A 17,226-nucleotide genomic window follows, 5' to 3' on the forward strand; every position below is an offset into this window, starting at 1 on the left:
CGTTGGGCGTAGATGTTAAGTTGCTGGGCTAAGACTTATTCTTACCCAAGGCTTTCTCGCCCCAAATTTCTTCCAAGCGCTGGTCACGCCCACAGTTCCATCGGTAGAACTTATAGCGAACGGGACTTTTTTTATAAAAATCTTGATGGCCAATTTCGTCGCCTTTTATCGGATAAAAGGTAGAAGCATCGAGTATGGGCGTTACCACCTTTTTATTGGGAAATTGGGCTACCACGTCAGCTTTTGTTTTTTCTGCTATAGCACGTTCTTTATCGTTTGCTACAAAGATGGCGCTTAAGTAACTGGGTCCCTTATCACAAAACTGACCTCGGTCATCGAAAGGGTCAATGTTCACCCAAAAATGATCGAGAATATCATTATAAGAAAGCATATCGCCGTCGTAGGTGATCTTTACCGCCTCAAAGTGTCCCTTGTGATTGCCATTATAAGTCGGATTTGGCGCGCTTCCGCCAGTGAACCCCGACACCACATCAGTAACCCCGTCTAGCTTTTCAAAATCAGACTCCATGCACCAAAAGCAGCCCCCAGCTAGTATGGCCTCGTCGGCACTTGTTGATGGCGTAAAAACCGAAGCGCTCAACGCTGTGCTAATAAAAACTGCAGAAAGTGTTAATTTCATCATTCACCTTTTATGTGTTGGTTTGACGTTGTAGCGACCTTCGCGTTTAATTCGTCAGACCCCAGTTTGCGAAGATATACGGTTAACAAATAAAGAACGGTTTAAGCTGAAATTAATTTCATCGCGGTGCAGCGAGTTAATTCCATTTTTGTTTTACAAGCGTACATTTTTTCTAAGCGCACATTGCGAAGCTTGAGGCTTTGCGCGAAAGCATAGGTACTGAAAAAGACTAAAAGGATGTAAGTAAAATTTTCATCTAACTCTGTACTCTTCTTTCAAAAAGGGAACTGTCTTTGATTCCACCATTTAAAAGACGGGGCTGTAAAGCCGCTATAACAAGGGATAGAGCGATTTCTTATGATCGGCAGAGCATTTGCATCTTATCCAACTACATGAAAACCGTTTAGTTAAAATGAAAGGAAAGATGATATGTCGATAGTCAAATCAGGTAGTGCAGTTTACAAACCGCTAGGTAAAAAGGGAAAGGGAAGCATTTCTACACAAACCGGTGCTTTATCGAACCAGCCTTATGGTTTTAACACGCGGTTTGAAGATGGAAAGGGAACCAACCCCGAGGAATTAATTGGTGCGGCGCATGCGAGTTGCTTCACCATGGCACTTTCTTTTGCGCTTTCAGATGCGGGATACAATGACGGCGAGTTAAATACCACTGCAAAAATCAGTTTAGAGAAAAACGATGACGGCTTTGAAATAACTCAATCGGCACTAAGCTTAGATGCTGAGGTTGAAGGGATTACCGAAGATGAGTTTGAGAAAATTGCACAGGAAGCAAAAGAAAATTGCCCAGTATCTCAACTTCTTAATGCCAACATCACATTGGAATACCGATTGAATATTGAATAAGAGATAAAGGCTAATACTACCCTTATCGAAAGATAGGACTCGCTTTGTTAGACACTCGCTTTGTTAGACAAGACCAGGCAAGTTGTTTTTATCAAGTGAAGCATAAAAAAGCGGCTTTTGAAGCCGCTTTTTTGTATAAGATGTTGATTGCATAACATGAGGTGGCGTTAGTTTATTTCCCAATTACGCCACATGCTACGCGGTCACCACCGCCACCTAACTTTTTAGGTGAATCAGAGTAATTGTCGCCACCTGCGTGAATCATTAAGGCGCGGCCTTCAATATCATCTAACTCAAGCTCTGGTGCAAAGATAGGTTGGGTTGCGTTTCCATTTTCATCAACATAAAGCACGGGTAGATCGCCCTCGTGACCCTTTTCAGACCAAGGAGCACGGTGTTTACCGGTATCTTCTGGATCGAAATGGCCGCCCGCTGCGCCGCCCAACACTTTTTTTCCATCTGTCACTGCTGGTGAACAATCACCATTTTGATGAACATGAAAACCATGAATGCCCGAGGTTAACCCTGACAGGTTTGGCGTAAATACTACACCGTCATCATCATAACTGCTCACCATTACTGAGCCCATGCTCATCCCTGTTTCCAGGTTATTCATTATCACTTCTTTTCCATCGCTATCATGATGGCCTGCGAAACTGCTCGCACTTAACATTAATGTCAGTGAGCCTGCTAAGGTAGATAATAAACGTTTCTTCATCGTGTTCTCCTTCACTCAATTATTAACGAATTTGTTAAAAGCATTGAAGTGAGATGAGCATAAAGTGAACCATTGTGGCGCATAACTCAGGGATACTACGCAAGACTAGGAATACTAGGGCGTTGAAGCGACAACCGAGTTGTGTGTTAGCGCATAGCTAATGGCATTTACGGAAATCATTATATTGGTTACGTGAAAAAGTTACCGACCATTACCTTATCTTTTTGGCTTTTCCTTATTATTTTCACTCTTTTTGAAGGTAGCCTCTTTATATGGTCTTTGGATATGGAGCCTCTCCATAAGTAGGCGGTACTGTCATACAGAAGTTACAGTGTTAAAACTCAGTAACAATATGGCAGTAGCACTTTTTTCCTATTCGACTTACAGTTAGCTCACATTACATAAGCAAGGGCATAGGTATGTATACACTTTACGGATATCCGAAAACCCGCTCGGTTCGCGTGGCATGGGCACTGGAAGAGCTAGGTTTACCTTTTGAGTACAGCTTAGTTGACTTAAAACAAGGGCAACACCTGTCAGAAGAATATAAAGCCATCAGTCCTGCCTCTAAAATCCCAGCGCTTTCGACGCCAGAAGGTACCTTGACGGAATCGGCGGCTATCGTCACTTTTTTAGCTGAACGTCACGGCATGCATGAATTCATTCCAGAGCCTGGTAGCTTCGAGCGAGCCAAATATGAAGAAATGATGTTGTTTCTTACCAATGAGTTAGAGCAACCGATTTGGAATTTGGCAAAGCACACCTTTGCGTTGCCTAAAGAGCAAAGACTTGAACAAATGCGTGATGTAGCGGTGTGGGAGTTTAAGCGCGTGTTGCCCGTATTTTCTTCTATGCTGGGCGATAAAGAATTTGTATGTGGCACCATGTTTACCATGGCCGACATAATAGCCGGTCATATTTTGGCGTGGGCAAAGGGCAGTAAATTAGATATTACTTTGAACGGTAAAACAGACAATGTAGCCGCGTACGCACAACGTGTGTTAGGTCGTGAAGCGTATGAGAGGGCGTGGCGAAAAGAGATGGCTCATTTACCTGAATAAATAGTGCAGTCCGAAAAACCTTACATGAATAGATACCGTGTGAACCTGTGACTTATTAAGTAAACGCTGAATTGCATTGTATCGGCGGTATGCCTGATATCTGGCGTCAGGTACGCGCTATTAGGTTTAAATGCGTTTATCACGCGATATATAGAATCAAAAAAACACAAAACGACAGCGCCTTTTTTTGTTGAAAACAAACCGCAAAATAAAGGCGAAATAACAAGGGAACAAAAAATGAAAGCATTCAAAACACTACTTGTAAGTAGTGCAGTAACTATGGCACTGGGCCTTAGCTCAGCTGTGGCACATGAACACGGCAATGCAAATGTGCAGAGTTCATCAAAAAGTACTTCAGTGTCAAAAGAAGCGTCTGAGCACGAAAAACTTTTTGCGTTATTTGCAGCCGCTGACCAGCGTGATATTGAGCTAAACCCAATCATGGCCATTTTTCGCGGCGACATGCGTTACGCGGACAGAATGGGCGACTTCTTAACAGACTCTCACGCTTTAGCGGGAAAAACAGCTACATTGCTAAACTTGTCAGAGCTTAAACAAATTGACCGCAGTAAGTTAAGCGACACCGATAAACTCGCCTACGACGTATTTAAATACAACGAAGAGCGCTCGCTAAAAATGTCTACCGACGAGATTGAAGCGCTAACGGAAGTGCGTCCTGTTAATCACTTCAGTGGGTTCCATACCTTCTACCCGACCTTCGCGAGCGGAAAGGGCGCAGCGCCATTTAAAACAGTAGAAGATTACGAAAATAACTTATCTCGCCATAAGGATTACATTGCTATTTCTGACCGCGCTATCGGAAAGTTCCGCGAGGGCATGGAAAGCGGTGTTCTTGAAACTAAGCTGACAATCGATCGCGTGATCAAGCAGTTCGATACTCAGCTGGCTATCCCAATTAAAGAGTCACAGTTTTGGGGGCCAATTACTATGTTCCCAGAAAGTTTCTCTGACGAAGAAAAAGCCCGTTTAACCGCTGACTACGAGAAAGCGACGCAAGAAATTTACGATGCAACCACGCGTATGCGCGACTTCCTTCGCGATGAGTATTTGCCTGTTGCCCGTGAAAGCATTGGCCTTAGCGATATGAAAGGTGGTGCAAAGCTTTATCAATTGATGGTGGAAGGTTCAACCACACTGCCAATGACCCCTGATGAACTGCATAACCTTGGTTTAAAAGAAGTTAAGCGTATCAAAAATGACATGCTTGAAATTAAGGACGAAGTGAAGTTTGAAGGGACATTAAACGAATTCTTCGACTATGTACGTACCGATCCTAAGTTCAAGCCTGAAAGCCGTGAAGCGCTAACACAGAGCTATTACGATATTGGCCGTGAAGTTGATGAGAAAATTGATCAGTATTTTTCACTGTTGCCGAAGTCTGAGCTAGAAATCAAACCCTACGACCCTGCTATCGAGCAATTCAGTGCGGGTGGATCATATCAGCCGGGCACGCCAGACGGCTCTCGTCCAGGTACTTTCTACTTTAATGCCTACGATTTGCCTAGCCGTTTAACCACTGGAAACGTCACCTTGTACCTACACGAAGGCGCTCCAGGTCACCATTTCCAAGTGAGTCTAGCGCAAGAAAATGAAGCGCTACCTTCATTCATGCGCTTTAGCTTCCTACCAGCCTTCGGTGAAGGTTGGGCGCTGTATTCTGAAACGCTAGGATATGAAATGGGGTTCTTTGACGATCCATGGAATCGTTATGGCACGCTTCAAGATGAGCAGTTGCGCGCCATGCGTTTGGTGGTAGACACAGGTATTCACGCGAAAGGTTGGACCCGCGAACAAGCCATCGACTTTATGCTTGATAACTCAGGCATGACCCGCACAGAAGTTGTTGCCGAGGTAGAGCGTTATATTGCGATCCCGTCGCAAGCGCTATCTTACAAAGTGGGCGCGCTTAAAATTCAAGAATTGCGCGCGCGCGCGGAGAAGGCATTAGGTGATGATTTCGATATCCGTGAGTTCCACGCACAAGTGTTAAACACGGGCGGCATTCCACTTGCTATTCTTGAGCAGAAAATTGATCGCTGGATCGCTAGTCAAAAAAGTTAAGGAATAATATTTTTATTTAAACTTTTTACAGCGCAATCAGCGTTAGGTTAAGAGCAGTAAGACGCCGATATTTGACGTAAAGCCAGTAATATTCAGTATTACTGGCTTTTTTCTTTTTGCGACTAATGGCAGTGATATTGTTCAAAAGCTTCACTAGAGTATTAATTGGTATAAGTGAACAATGGTTACGAAATTTAAGGGAGAATAAAGTGGAGTTAGGGCTATTTTCGTTAAGTTTAACGGTTAAAGACATCAGCAAGTCGAAGACGTTTTATGAGGCCTTGGGCTTTGAAGCCATGCCTTCATGCGGCTCGGTGGAAGATAAATGGTTAATGATGAAAAATGGCACCACCATGATAGGGTTATTCGAAGGGATGTTTGAAGATAACATTATGACCTTCAACCCAAGTGATGTTAGGGCACTTCAGGCAAATCTAGTTGAACAAGGCATCGCTTTAGACGTGCCTGTGAAAGGCGATAGCGGCCCCGGGCATCTCATTGTTAAAGACCCGGATGGCAACGCTATCATGTTCGATCAGTTTTAATATAAAGTAGCGCTTCTAATCGCGATTTGTGGGCTAACTTGTAATACACTTTTTGAACAATTACTCTTAAATTAAGGGAAAGTCAGAAAGGGAAAGCATGTTGAAAACAAAACTGTTATTTCTAGCTATGGCATTGATGGCTAATGTGGCGTGCCAGAGCACTAAAAGCAGTGATGCCCAGAGTAAGAGTGAGTTAGCACCTTACAATTGGCAGATTAGCGAATTCGCATTAATCGATGTGGAAGAGCCCGGTGCGCTCTTTGCGTTATCTGAGCAGCAAAAGCAGCACTTTCTTTCTTATTATAATTCGCCCACAAAAGCACACGTATCGCCTAATTTTCGCCTCGCTTATTATTTGGATAACTTAGTCTCGAACTTCAGTTACGCTGGCGATACGCTAAAAGCACAAGATGTTCTAAACAAGCGATACGGAAACTGTATGTCGCTTGCTGTGCTTACTACAGCGCTTGCCAAGATCGTTAACCTTGATGTGGTTTATCAACAAGTCCATACCCCACCACTTTATCGACGGTTTGGAAACACTCTCACTACGTCAACACATGTCCGAAGCATCATTTTAGGGCCTGAACCCGAAAAAACAGGCGATAGCATCGTTTTTCGGGGAAGAGCTATCATTGATTATTTTCCATCAAGCCGTAACGACCGGGGAGTTTATATCTCCGAGGCTGACTTTATCTCAATGTATTACCAAAATATGTCTGCTGAAGTGATGAGCGACAACCCTGATTTAGCCTACAGTTATTTGTATCGCGCAATGGAGTTAAACACAGCGAATGCATCTACGCTAAATTCTCTCGCGGTACTCTACCGTTCAAACGGCTACGAAGAAGAAGCTAGGAAACTTTACGAATTTGCAATTGAAAACCATATCCAATCGGTCCATACGTTATCAAATTTTGCTGTGCTACTTAAGAAAATAGGCGACGTAGAAACCTTATCACGAATTGGGGACATGTATTTAAAAACAGACGATGACAACCCCTACCGATGGATAGATTTGGGGAATGCATTTTTAGCGAAAGGTGAGCTTTCGGAGGCAGAAATGTTTTTCAACAAGGCCATCGCGACAGGACCTTATTTAGGCGAGAGTTACTCGGCTATGGCTAAAACTTACTTTTTAAAGGGCGAGGTGATCAAAGCTGAAAGTATGATGGAAAAAGCGCTCTCTCTTTCGCTGCCTTCGCAGAACAGAGCGCTTTACACCGCCAAGCTACAGGCTATTCAAAATAGCCAATAACGCACGGGTTTCTTGGTGTTGGCTGCGCGCTTAAATTCGCGCTGCCAGTTCAGCGCCCTGACGAATAGCGCGTTTAGCATCAAGTTCAGCCGCTACGTCAGCACCGCCGATAATGTGCACGGTAAATCCTGCCTCTTCTAGAGGTTGTTGCAGAGGCTTAAACGGCTCCTGACCAGCACATACAATGACGTTATCGACCGGCAATACTTTGGGCGTGTCGTTAATCAGCACGTGCAGGCCTTCATCGTCTACTTTCTCGTAGCTCACACCATTTATCATTTGAACATTGTGGTGTTTCAACGATTGCCTGTGGATCCAGCCCGTTGTTTTGCCTAGCCCTTTGCCCACTTTAGACGTTTTACGTTGCAATAGATACACTTCGCGATCTGAAGGCTCTATGGCTTTTTCCTTTAGTGCACCCGGTGCCGCATAGTCTTTATCTATACCCCAATGCGCCAGCCATTTTTCTTTATCTTTGGCTAAATGTTCGTGTTCAACCAAGAACTCAGCTACATCAAAACCAATGCCGCCGGCGCCAACAATAGCCACTTTCTTGCCTACTGGCTTGTGGTCGCGCAATACGTCTAAATAACTCATCACTTTAGAGTGGTCGTGCCCTTCAATTGTAAGCGTACGAGGATTAATACCGGTGGCTAGCACCACTTCATCAAACCTCTCATCGGCAAGGCTTTCTGCGTTAATCTCGGTGTTAAGGTGAACCGTAACGCCCACGCGAGCTAACTGATTGTCAAAGTAGCGTAGGGTTTCGTAAAACTCTTCTTTACCCGGCACTTGCTTGGCGTAATTAAATTGACCGCCAATTTCGCTGGCTCTATCAAATAGATGTACCTCGTGACCGCGCTCTGCGGCATACATGGAAAACGCCAAACCCGCAGGCCCTGCACCTACTACCGCTAGTTTTTTCTTATTTTGAGTAGGGGGAAAGGTAAGTTCGGTCTCGTAGCACGCTTGTGGGTTTACCAAGCAACTTGCACGCTTTTGTTCGAATGCATGGTCTAGGCAAGCCTGGTTACAGGCAATACACGTGTTGATTAGCTTAGACTCATTGCGCATGGCCTTCGCTACAAAATGTGCGTCAGCCAAGAAAGGTCGCGCCATCGATACCATATCAGCATGGCCTTGTGCGAGCACCGATTCTGCAACTTCAGGCGTATTGATACGGTTAGTGGTAATGAGAGGGATAGACACCTCTTTTTTCATGCGTTCGGTTATCCAGGTAAACGCCGCGCGAGGTACGGATGTGGAGATAGTGGGTACCCTTGCTTCGTGCCATCCTATGCCGGTATTAATTAGCGTAGCGCCTGCTTTTTCGATTTCTTTGGCTAAATATACAACCTCGTCCCACTTAGCGCCGCCTTCAACTAAGTCCAGCATAGACAGGCGATAAATAATGATGAAGTTAGTGCCCACTTTCTCGCGCACACCTTTTACTATCTCAATCGCTAGGCGAGCGCGGTTTTCTAAGCTACCACCCCATTCATCATTTCTGTGGTTGGTGCGCTCACAGAAAAACTGATTTATGAGGTAGCCTTCAGAACCCATAATTTCCACGCCGTCATAGCCCGCCTTTTGAGCTAGGCTAGCGCATTTTACGTAGTCTTTAATTGTGCTTCTTACGCCGCGAGAGGATAATTCGCGGGGCTTAAAAGGGGTAATGGGCGACTTCATCGGTGAAGCCGAAACAGCAAGTGGATGATAACCGTAACGGCCTGAATGCAAAATTTGCATGCAAATTTTGCCATCTTCTTTATGCACAGCATCAGTAATAACACGGTGTTTTTTCGCGTGGCGAGAGCGGGTCATTCTGCCAGCAAAGGGCGCTACCCAACCTGAAATATTAGGGCTAATACCACCTGTTACGATTAGCCCCGCACCACCTTTTGCTCGCTCAGCGTAAAACGCAGCAAGTTTGTCAAATCCGCCTTTCTCTTCTTCCAAACCTAAATGCATTGAACCCATTAGGGTACGGTTGCGAAGTTGAGTAAATCCCAAATCCAACGGAGCTAATAAGTTAGGGAAGTAAGGTGAGAGTTGTTCTGAATTGTGGGCAGACTGCGGTGTAGCTGTCTGAGATACGGTCTGAGACGAGGGCGTATTCATAATTGTTCTCTTTTTATTTGCTATGAAGGCAGTTAGTGCATGTCGCTCTTTGCTGCGGCGCAGTGCTCATCTGTCTTTCATGATTTAAGTGCTAATGGTTACACATAATCCGACCACACTAACTTGCCCGACCAGTTGCTTTGATTATTTACCACCACATTCAATTGGTAAAGTGCAGTTACCCTATTTTTAACATAATAAAAAAGCGAGATACCGGGCTAACGGATATCTCGCTTCGTTAATCACTGCTTTTTATCACAAGCATGAATGCGTTAAAGGTGAGCGCTTACTTACGATATTGGCATTATTAAAGCAGTGCTTGCCTTATAAATTACTCGTCAACGTACATTTTTTGTTGAAACTTCAGCGTTTGTTTGCTGCTACCTTTTTGAACGTCAATCTCAAACCTAAAGGTTTCCTGATCGCGAAATGGCAGCACGGCAAGGTAATAGATAGCATCACCTTCTTCCACCTTTTTGAAAGTCAGCTTACGCGAGTTACCTAACAGATTCTTAGCCGTACCTGTGACATCTGCCCGTTGCGCTTCACCGGAGACTTTGTCTAACACCGAAATGTTAACCAACGCATTGAACTTACTTCTTACAATGCCGTAGCTAGCCGCTACTTCAGGTGTCAGAAATGGTGTACTCACCACCATATAGTGAACATCCCATTCACCAAGCGTTTGCTTCTGCTCGGCAAATGCGGAAACGCTTAAGCATGACATAGCCATCACAAGAAGTGCGACGTAAGCTTTTTTGATTTGATTTATTCTACCCATGATAGAAACTACCTCTGCCTTCATCTTATTTTCAATTCTTACCCATTACAGCTTGTTTTGCTCTATGAACCAGACTGCAAGACCAATACTTTCCCTAACAGTGTCTTGAACTGACATTAGTTACATAGGGAAAGTGTCTTGGATCAGAAGCTGTAAAAACTGTAATGCAATGATGGCAATAAGCACTGATAAGTCCAAACCGCCCAATGGTGGAATGACTTTGCGTATTGGCGCTAAAAACGGCTCGGTTAGTTGATACAGAACATAGTCAACCGGAGACTGACCTTGTGACACCCAGCTCAAAATAGCGCGTAGTAGCAACACCCAGAACATTAACGACAGGGTTTCTTTTATCACGCCAATCACTGATAAAATCGCAATGCCGACTGGGTTTAGACTACCGCCAAACATTAACCCTAGGGTTATTAGCTTAAGCGCGCATACCGCTACCGCTAACACAAAGGTAGCGGTGTCGAACCTGCCGATTGACGGAATAATACGGCGCAACGGCCCCACGATAGGGTGGGTTGCTTTTACTACAAATTGACTGAGTGGGTTATAAAAATCTGCCTGAACCATTTGTAACCAAAGGCGCAGAATAACCACCATCAAATAAAGGCTAAATAAGGTATCAACCAAAAATACCGTTGCGTTCATGTTGTGTTTTTCCTAAAACGTTATAGCTGTTTTGCCATTTCTTCAGCACGTGCTACGGCGGCGCGCATCGACTTGCTGACAATATCTTTTAAACCTTCATTAATGAAAGTGTTAACGGCTTCTGCGGTAGTGCCGCCCTTAGACGTAACTTGGGCACGAAGCTCGCTTAATTCAAGGTCTGGGTTGTTACAAACCATTTCGGCTGCGCCTAACATGGCTTGTTGAACCATTAAGCGAGATTGCGCTTTGTCAAAGCCCATGTTCATGGCTTCTTCCTGCATATTTTGTAAGAACAAGAAGAAATAAGCTGGGCTGCTGCCCGCTGCGGCGATAACACCGTTAATACCCTCTTCTTTATCTACCCAAACGGTTTCGCCAACGCTGTTCATTACATCGTCAACGTATTGCCTGTCTGACTCAGAAACCGTGTCGTCGGCATACATTCCAGACATGCCTTTACCTAACAAGCTCGGCGTGTTTGGCATAATACGAACAACAGGGTATTCACCACCTAGCATTTCTTGCAATCTGGCTACCGGAAGTCCTGCTGCAATACTCATAAACAACTTGCCCGATAGGTCGTTGTTTTTCTGAAGCTCGCCGCACATATCGCCCATTATTTGTGGTTTTACCGCAAGCACTATGGCATCAGCGAATTGGCAGGCTTCATCGTTAGACTGGGTAGTGTGAATACCAAACTCGGCCTTCAGGCCGTCTAACTTTGGTGTGGAAGGGTTTGCCGCAAGGATATTTTCTTTTGCGTACCCAGATTTGATAAGACCACTGATGATGCTGCGGCTCATGTTACCCGCGCCAATAAATGCTAATTTTTTCTGTTGCATGTAAATCCTATTTGTTGGTTGCGTTTAAGTCTGTGTAGCGAGGCGAAGCGCTACCCGTTGGGTTAGCGCGCTAGTTTCGCTTACCGAAAATAGCGGTACCGATTCGCACCATAGTCGACCCGTGTTGAATCGCTTCTGCCATATCACTACTCATTCCTACGGATAGGGTATCAAAATTGCTCAATGATGTATGGTAGTGGTCGAATAATTCTTTTAGCTTAGACAGTGTGGCGCACTGCTGTTCTTCACTAGGAGCAGCTTTAGGAATGGCCATTAGTCCACGCAAGGTCAGGTGCTTTTGAGAGTTAATAAACTCCACTAGCGCATCTAATTCACTTAGGGCTACCCCTGACTTACTCTCTTCGTCATCAATATTAACCTGAATGCACACGTTTAACGGCGGCATTGAGTCAGGCCGCTGTTCGTTTAAGCGGCGGGCAATTTTTTCTCTGTCTACAGACTGAACCCAATCAAAATGTTCGGCGACTACCTTGGTTTTATTCGACTGAATTGGGCCAATCATGTGCCACTCTATATCGCATAAGTGAGAAAGTTCCTGAACTTTTTCAACACCTTCCTGCACGTAATTTTCGCCGAACATACGTTGTCCGGCTTCATACGCTTCCATGATATCTGATACGGGTTTTGTTTTGCTAACCGCTAGCAATTTAACGGAATTTGGTGGACGATGTGCACTGGTAGCGGCTTGGTCTATTCCTTTTCGTGCGGAATCTAGTCTTTCTGCTATTGTTTGCATTATTCACCTTGTTTTGGAGAAGTGGTTGTGGATATTACCGAACTTTTGGCTTTCAGTGTTAAGAATAACGCCTCAGATTTACACTTATCAGCGGGCCTACCACCAATAATTCGTGTAGATGGCGAAATGCGTAAACTGAACGTGCCAGCCCTCGATCACAAGCAAGTACATGGTCTCGTTTATGAGATTATGAATGACATGCAGCGCAAAGAATACGAAGAAAACCTGGAAACCGATTTTTCTTTCGAAGTTAATGGCTTGTCGCGCTTTCGTGTTAACGCGTTTGTGCAAAACCGAGGCGCCGCGGCAGTATTACGTACTATCCCCAGTAAAGTATTAACCTTAGACGACCTTGGCGCGCCTGAAATTTTCAAGGAAATTATAAATCAGCCTACCGGCATTGTACTTGTGACAGGAGCCACCGGCTCGGGTAAAAGTACCACGCTTGCGGCCATGGTCGACCATATCAACACCCACAAGCGTGAACATATTCTCACCATTGAAGACCCTATCGAATTCGTGCACGACAACAAGCTTAGCTTGGTAAACCAGCGGGAAGTACACCGCGATACGCACTCGTTTAATAACGCACTGCGCTCGGCGCTTCGTGAAGACCCAGACGTAATTCTAGTCGGTGAGCTACGTGACTTAGAAACCATACGCCTTGCCATTTCAGCTGCCGAAACCGGCCATTTAGTATTTGGCACTCTTCACACCAACTCTGCACCAAAAACCATTGACCGTATTATCGATGTTTTCCCCGCAGAAGAAAAAGCCATGGTGCGTTCTATGTTGTCGGAATCATTGCGTGCGGTTATTTCACAGACACTGCTTAAGAAAGTAGGTGGGGGCCGAGTTGCGGCTCATGAAATCATGGTGGGGATCCCCGCTATTCGTAACCTTATTCGAGAAGATAAAGTGCCGCAAATGTACTCGGTTATTCAAACGGGCCAGGCTCACGGTATGCAAACTATGGATCAGTGTCTTCAGCGCTTAGTGGCGATGGGGGTTATCACCAAACAAGACGCCGCAGCAAAGTCAGTTGATAAACAGTCGATGAACAGTTTCTAGAGGCCAATATGTTAGATTCACTACTACAAAAAATGGTCGATACCAACGCATCGGATTTATTCGTAACGGCGGGGTTTCCGGTAAGTGCCAAAATTAACGGCAAATTGACGCCAGTGACGGAAAGCGCGACCTCGGAAGAGGCATCGCTGGCGCTGGTTCACGAAGCGATGACTGAAAAACAGCAGAATGAGTTTCACACGACCAAAGAATGTAATTTCGCCATAGTACGAGAGGGCATTGGTCGTTTCCGCTGCTCTGCATTTTGGCAGCGTGACCAAGCGGGCATGGTGATTCGCCGCATTGTTACTCAAATCCCAAAAGCTGATGATTTGGGTCTGCCGCGAGTATTAAAAGAAATTATTATGGCTAAACGCGGTCTTGTTCTATTTGTAGGTGGAACAGGCACGGGTAAGTCCACGTCATTGGCTGCGCTTATTGGGCATAGAAATGAAAATTCGCACGGGCATATACTGACTATTGAAGACCCCATTGAATTTGTGCACGAGCATAAAAACTGTGTTATTACCCAGCGCGAGGTGGGCATAGATACTCAGTCTTTCGACGACGCTCTTAAAAGTTCGCTACGTCAGGCACCTGATGTCATTCTTATTGGTGAAATTCGTTCAATGGAAACCATGGAATATGCCATGTCGTTTGCTGATACCGGGCATTTGTGTGTGGCTACGCTGCACGCTAACAACGCGAACCAAGCTATTGAACGTATTATGCATTTAGCGCCGAAAGATCAGCACGATAAGTTGCGCTTTGACTTAAGCTTAAACATCCGCGCCATCGTGGCTCAGCAGTTAGTACCAACTCCAGACGGCAAGGGTAGGGTTGCGGCAATAGAAATATTGCTTAATTCGCCGCTAGTGCGCGACCTAATACAGCGCAATGAAATAGGCGCGTTAAAGGAAGCAATGAAAAAAGGCAAAGAGCAGGGTATGCAGAGCTTTGATATGGCCCTGTATGATTTGTACAAAGCGGGTAAGATTGATATGGACCAAGCGCTGCACCACGCCGACTCGCCTAATGACCTGCGCTTAATGATCAAGCTTGATACCAGCGACGGTTCTAGCTTAGGTACACTGTCAAATGTATCTATTGATATGGATGACTAATTGCTTTCGTTTTATGCTGAAATCCCTTTAGGGGGAGCTGCATTTGAAACGCTTACTGAAATAAAGCAGTAGAGAGACACGTTTTTCTCGCATGATGAGCAGCCCACGGGCTGCTTTTGTGTTTAACAAGAGGGTAGCCATTGAAAAAACTCTTCACTTCACAAGACGCTTTTGAACTTCAAGCGGTTCGCAGTGAGCTTGACGCTTTATCTATTCCTTATATGGTAAAAAATGAGTTCGCCAGTGGCGCAATCGGAGAGCTGCCTTGGCAAGATTCTCAGCAGGAAGTGTGGCTTGTTGACGATAGCTGGTATGCAAGAGCGTCGAAAGTTATTGAGCCCTTCATTCAGAAATCAAACGATAAGGCAGTATCTAGTGAAGACTGGATTTGTGGTGAGTGCAGTGAACAAAACGGCGCTGCTTTTGATGTCTGCTGGCAGTGTGGGGCAGAAAAATAATAACAGCAAGAGCCAGCAGCATACAAAGGTCAACGGGCCCTAACAATTATTCGTACTGACTCTCGCTCCAGCTAGCGAATATTACACAGGCCGACACACTATCAACCTTATCTTTAGTCAGTTTCTTATAGCCACCTAACTCAAACAGCATGGCTTTAGCGTCTGTGGTAGTCAGTCGCTCATCACAGGTGTCAACGGCCACTTTAAAACGCCCATGTAGACGGTTTGCAAATTTGCGGGCGCGTTGAGTCATCTCCTGCTCAGTACCATCCATATTAAGCGGTAAACCCACCACCACAATATGCGGTTGCCATTCTTCGTAAAGCTTTTCTATTAACGTCCAGTCAGGAATACCGTCTCGTGCCTTCAGCGCTGCAAGAGGGGAAGCCGTACCGGTAATTTCCTGACCTACTGCCACGCCAATGCTTTTGGTACCAAAATCAAACGCAAGTACCGTACGATTTCCTATATCAGGCATGTCCCGCTCCCGGTGCTAGCTGCCATACATCCACACCGAGTTTATTTACTGTTGCTTGCCATTTCTTGTGCATAGGCGTGTTAAACAGAATTTCTTCGTCAGCTTCGATGGTGAGCCAAGCGTTTTCCTGCATTTCCTTCTCAAGCTGACCGGCTGTCCAGCCCGCGTACCCCAAAGCAATCAAAACGTCTTCAGGGCCTTCATCATTGGCAATAGCAGTCAAAATGTCCTTGGAGGTGGTCACCATAACCCCTGGTGCAAGCTTTAAGCTAGATGCCCACTCTCTTTGCGACGAGTGCAGCACAAACCCTCGCTCTTGGCTTACAGGACCGCCAGCCAGCACGATTTGCTCTGCTTTGTCGTCAGACACAGTGAGTTCTTTATCAGTCTGTTCAAGAAGCTGCTTCACGTTCATGGTAGAGGGTTGATTTACTACAATACCCATAGCACCTTCAGCGTTGTGTTCACAAATATAAATGAGTGAGCGAGAAAAATACGGATCGTCCAAACTAGGCATCGCGACCAGAAAATGATTTTGTAGGCTTTTTAATTCCGTCATAGTTTGTCTTTTATCTACTATCTTTTGCTCTGTGAGGGCCTTTACACTATTGAAGCTAAAGGCGCTCTATCCACTCAAATTTGCTTTCTACGATACGAACTGCACTGTGTTACCAATACAACCTTACTTTATTTACTGGCTAAGCGCTTTTCAATGGCGTCAAACAGCGCACCCATTATATTAACATCGTAAGCTGCTTCTATTTCTCTTACGCAAGTTGGGCTAGTAATGTTTATTTCAGTAATTTTGCTGCCAATAACATCAAGTCCTACAAATAAAATGTTATTTTCCTTGAGCGTTGGCGCGATGGCTTCGGCTAGGGCGCGGTCAGAATCTGAGATTGGCTGAGGGCGTCCTGTACCGCCAGCGGCTAGGTTACCTCTGGTTTCCCCTTTTGTAGGCAGTCGCGCTAAGCAATACGGCATGACTTCACCATCAACGATGAGTACGCGCTTATCGCCGTCTTTAATCTCTGGAAGGTACTCTTGTACCATCATGTAGCGCGTGCCTAACTTGGTTAGAGTTTCAATAATAACGCCTAAGTTATTGCCATCAGGCTTCACTCTAAAGATAGACGCGCCACCCATACCGTCTAAAGGTTTGCAAATAATGTCTTGGTGCTTGGCGTGAAACTCACGGATAAGCGCTTGGTTGTTCGTGACTAACGTGTTTGGAATGTGTTCTGGGAAGTACGACGTAAACAGCTTCTCGTTGTAGTCGCGAAGCGCTTGAGGGTTATTTACAACTAGCGCTCCCGCGTCCTGCGCAAGCGACAGCACCTGAGTCGCATACAAAAACTCGCTGTCAAAGGGGGGATCTTTGCGCATGAGTAACACATCAATGTCGCCTAAATGCAAGGTCGACTCGTCTTCAATGGTGTAGAAATCTGTAGCTTGATCCTTGACCGATACGGTTTTACCTAAACCCATAGGCTTACCATTGTCTAAATACAGGTCTTTTAATTCAAAATATACAACCTTTGCACCGCGGCGCTGAGCTTCAAGCATCATCGCAAAGCTTGTATCTTTATGTGGCTTAATGCTCGCGATGGGGTCCATAATTACGCCAACGGTATATTGCATAATGTTTTCACCTTGAATGTTGATAAAATGCCGGCTCAGATGGCCCAGCTGATTGTAAACATATATGGGGGCACACCTGAATTCTTCAAGTTACTGAGCTAGCACTATGCTTGCTATATAGCTGCCTAAAA

At 45.1% G+C, this 17,226-nt stretch carries 18 protein-coding genes; 8 read left to right on the forward strand and 10 right to left on the reverse strand.

From position 1 onward, the window contains the following. Nucleotides 1-28: 28 nt before the first annotated feature. Nucleotides 29-640 carry a peptide-methionine (S)-S-oxide reductase MsrA gene (msrA, locus tag AWH61_RS09165; protein ID WP_014950475.1) on the reverse strand — a complete coding sequence of 204 codons (612 nt, stop codon included), beginning with the start codon at nt 638-640 and terminating at the stop codon, nt 29-31. A 429-nt stretch (nt 641-1,069) separates the two neighbouring features. Between msrA and AWH61_RS09170 the strand changes: the two genes are divergently transcribed. Then, on the forward strand, nt 1,070-1,504 hold the full coding sequence (locus AWH61_RS09170; RefSeq protein ID WP_061486425.1) for an OsmC family protein: 435 nt from the start codon (nt 1,070-1,072) through the stop codon (nt 1,502-1,504). A gap of 172 nt (nt 1,505-1,676) precedes the next feature. On the opposite strand, the gene sodC is transcribed toward AWH61_RS09170, so the two are convergent. Beyond that, on the reverse strand, nt 1,677-2,222 hold the full coding sequence (gene sodC, locus AWH61_RS09175; protein WP_039218751.1) for a superoxide dismutase family protein: 546 nt from the start codon (nt 2,220-2,222) through the stop codon (nt 1,677-1,679). A 419-nt stretch (nt 2,223-2,641) separates the two neighbouring features. On the opposite strand from sodC, the gene AWH61_RS09180 reads away from it, so the two are divergent. From AWH61_RS09180 to AWH61_RS09195, 4 genes are all read left to right on the forward strand, one after another. Next, the gene (locus tag AWH61_RS09180; RefSeq protein WP_075176881.1) at nt 2,642-3,283 is read left to right on the forward strand and encodes a glutathione S-transferase family protein; all 642 of its coding nucleotides are present in this window, start codon (nt 2,642-2,644) and stop codon (nt 3,281-3,283) included. Nucleotides 3,284-3,520: 237 nt separating this feature from the next. Beyond that, nucleotides 3,521-5,365, forward strand: a complete 1,845-nt coding sequence (locus AWH61_RS09185; RefSeq protein WP_039232067.1) for a DUF885 domain-containing protein — start codon at nt 3,521-3,523, stop codon at nt 5,363-5,365. A 209-nt stretch (nt 5,366-5,574) separates the two neighbouring features. Beyond that, nucleotides 5,575-5,910, forward strand: a complete 336-nt coding sequence (locus tag AWH61_RS09190) for a VOC family protein (protein WP_014950470.1) — start codon at nt 5,575-5,577, stop codon at nt 5,908-5,910. A 97-nt stretch (nt 5,911-6,007) separates the two neighbouring features. Then, the gene (locus tag AWH61_RS09195; protein ID WP_075176882.1) at nt 6,008-7,168 is read left to right on the forward strand and encodes a tetratricopeptide repeat protein; all 1,161 of its coding nucleotides are present in this window, start codon (nt 6,008-6,010) and stop codon (nt 7,166-7,168) included. Nucleotides 7,169-7,198: 30 nt separating this feature from the next. Here the strand turns inward: AWH61_RS09195 and AWH61_RS09200 are convergent, their stop codons facing one another. The 5 genes from AWH61_RS09200 to AWH61_RS09220 all read right to left on the reverse strand — a co-directional run bounded on the left by AWH61_RS09200 (nt 7,199) and on the right by AWH61_RS09220 (nt 12,326). Continuing rightward, a complete protein-coding gene (locus AWH61_RS09200) occupies nt 7,199-9,289 on the reverse strand; it encodes an NADPH-dependent 2,4-dienoyl-CoA reductase (RefSeq protein ID WP_075176883.1) in 2,091 nt (696 codons plus the stop codon). Nucleotides 9,290-9,620: 331 nt separating this feature from the next. Then, the gene (locus AWH61_RS09205) at nt 9,621-10,094 is read right to left on the reverse strand and encodes a DUF4426 domain-containing protein (protein WP_039227913.1); all 474 of its coding nucleotides are present in this window, start codon (nt 10,092-10,094) and stop codon (nt 9,621-9,623) included. A gap of 96 nt (nt 10,095-10,190) precedes the next feature. Beyond that, nucleotides 10,191-10,727, reverse strand: coding sequence for a YggT family protein (locus AWH61_RS09210; RefSeq protein ID WP_014950467.1), 537 nt, complete (start codon nt 10,725-10,727; stop codon nt 10,191-10,193). A gap of 20 nt (nt 10,728-10,747) precedes the next feature. Then, nucleotides 10,748-11,569, reverse strand: a complete 822-nt coding sequence (proC, locus tag AWH61_RS09215; RefSeq protein ID WP_014950466.1) for a pyrroline-5-carboxylate reductase — start codon at nt 11,567-11,569, stop codon at nt 10,748-10,750. Nucleotides 11,570-11,639: 70 nt separating this feature from the next. Continuing rightward, nucleotides 11,640-12,326, reverse strand: coding sequence for a YggS family pyridoxal phosphate-dependent enzyme (locus tag AWH61_RS09220; RefSeq protein WP_075176884.1), 687 nt, complete (start codon nt 12,324-12,326; stop codon nt 11,640-11,642). A 27-nt stretch (nt 12,327-12,353) separates the two neighbouring features. Here AWH61_RS09220 and AWH61_RS09225 point away from each other — a divergent pair, with 27 nt between their 5' ends. From AWH61_RS09225 to AWH61_RS09235, 3 genes are all read left to right on the forward strand, one after another. Beyond that, nucleotides 12,354-13,397, forward strand: coding sequence for a type IV pilus twitching motility protein PilT (locus AWH61_RS09225; protein WP_014950464.1), 1,044 nt, complete (start codon nt 12,354-12,356; stop codon nt 13,395-13,397). A gap of 8 nt (nt 13,398-13,405) precedes the next feature. Continuing rightward, on the forward strand, nt 13,406-14,518 hold the full coding sequence (locus AWH61_RS09230) for a PilT/PilU family type 4a pilus ATPase (protein ID WP_014977241.1): 1,113 nt from the start codon (nt 13,406-13,408) through the stop codon (nt 14,516-14,518). 140 nt (nt 14,519-14,658) lie between these two features. Continuing rightward, nucleotides 14,659-14,976 (forward strand): putative signal transducing protein, encoded by a 318-nt coding sequence (locus AWH61_RS09235; RefSeq protein WP_061095730.1) that lies wholly within the window; start codon nt 14,659-14,661, stop codon nt 14,974-14,976. 46 nt (nt 14,977-15,022) lie between these two features. Here the strand turns inward: AWH61_RS09235 and ruvX are convergent, their stop codons facing one another. From ruvX to gshB, 3 genes are all read right to left on the reverse strand, one after another. After that, nucleotides 15,023-15,454 carry a Holliday junction resolvase RuvX gene (gene ruvX, locus AWH61_RS09240; RefSeq protein WP_014980071.1) on the reverse strand — a complete coding sequence of 144 codons (432 nt, stop codon included), beginning with the start codon at nt 15,452-15,454 and terminating at the stop codon, nt 15,023-15,025. Further along, nucleotides 15,447-16,013 (reverse strand): YqgE/AlgH family protein, encoded by a 567-nt coding sequence (locus AWH61_RS09245; RefSeq protein ID WP_014950460.1) that lies wholly within the window; start codon nt 16,011-16,013, stop codon nt 15,447-15,449. The genes ruvX and AWH61_RS09245 overlap by 8 nt, the downstream gene beginning before the upstream one ends. Before the next feature lie 128 nt (nt 16,014-16,141). After that, complete coding sequence (gene gshB, locus AWH61_RS09250) at nt 16,142-17,095, reverse strand: glutathione synthase (protein ID WP_014950459.1); 954 nt, start codon at nt 17,093-17,095, stop codon at nt 16,142-16,144. Nucleotides 17,096-17,226: the final 131 nt, after the last annotated feature.

The organism is Alteromonas sp. W12, from assembly GCF_001924945.1.
Lineage (GTDB): Bacteria > Pseudomonadota > Gammaproteobacteria > Enterobacterales > Alteromonadaceae > Alteromonas > Alteromonas macleodii.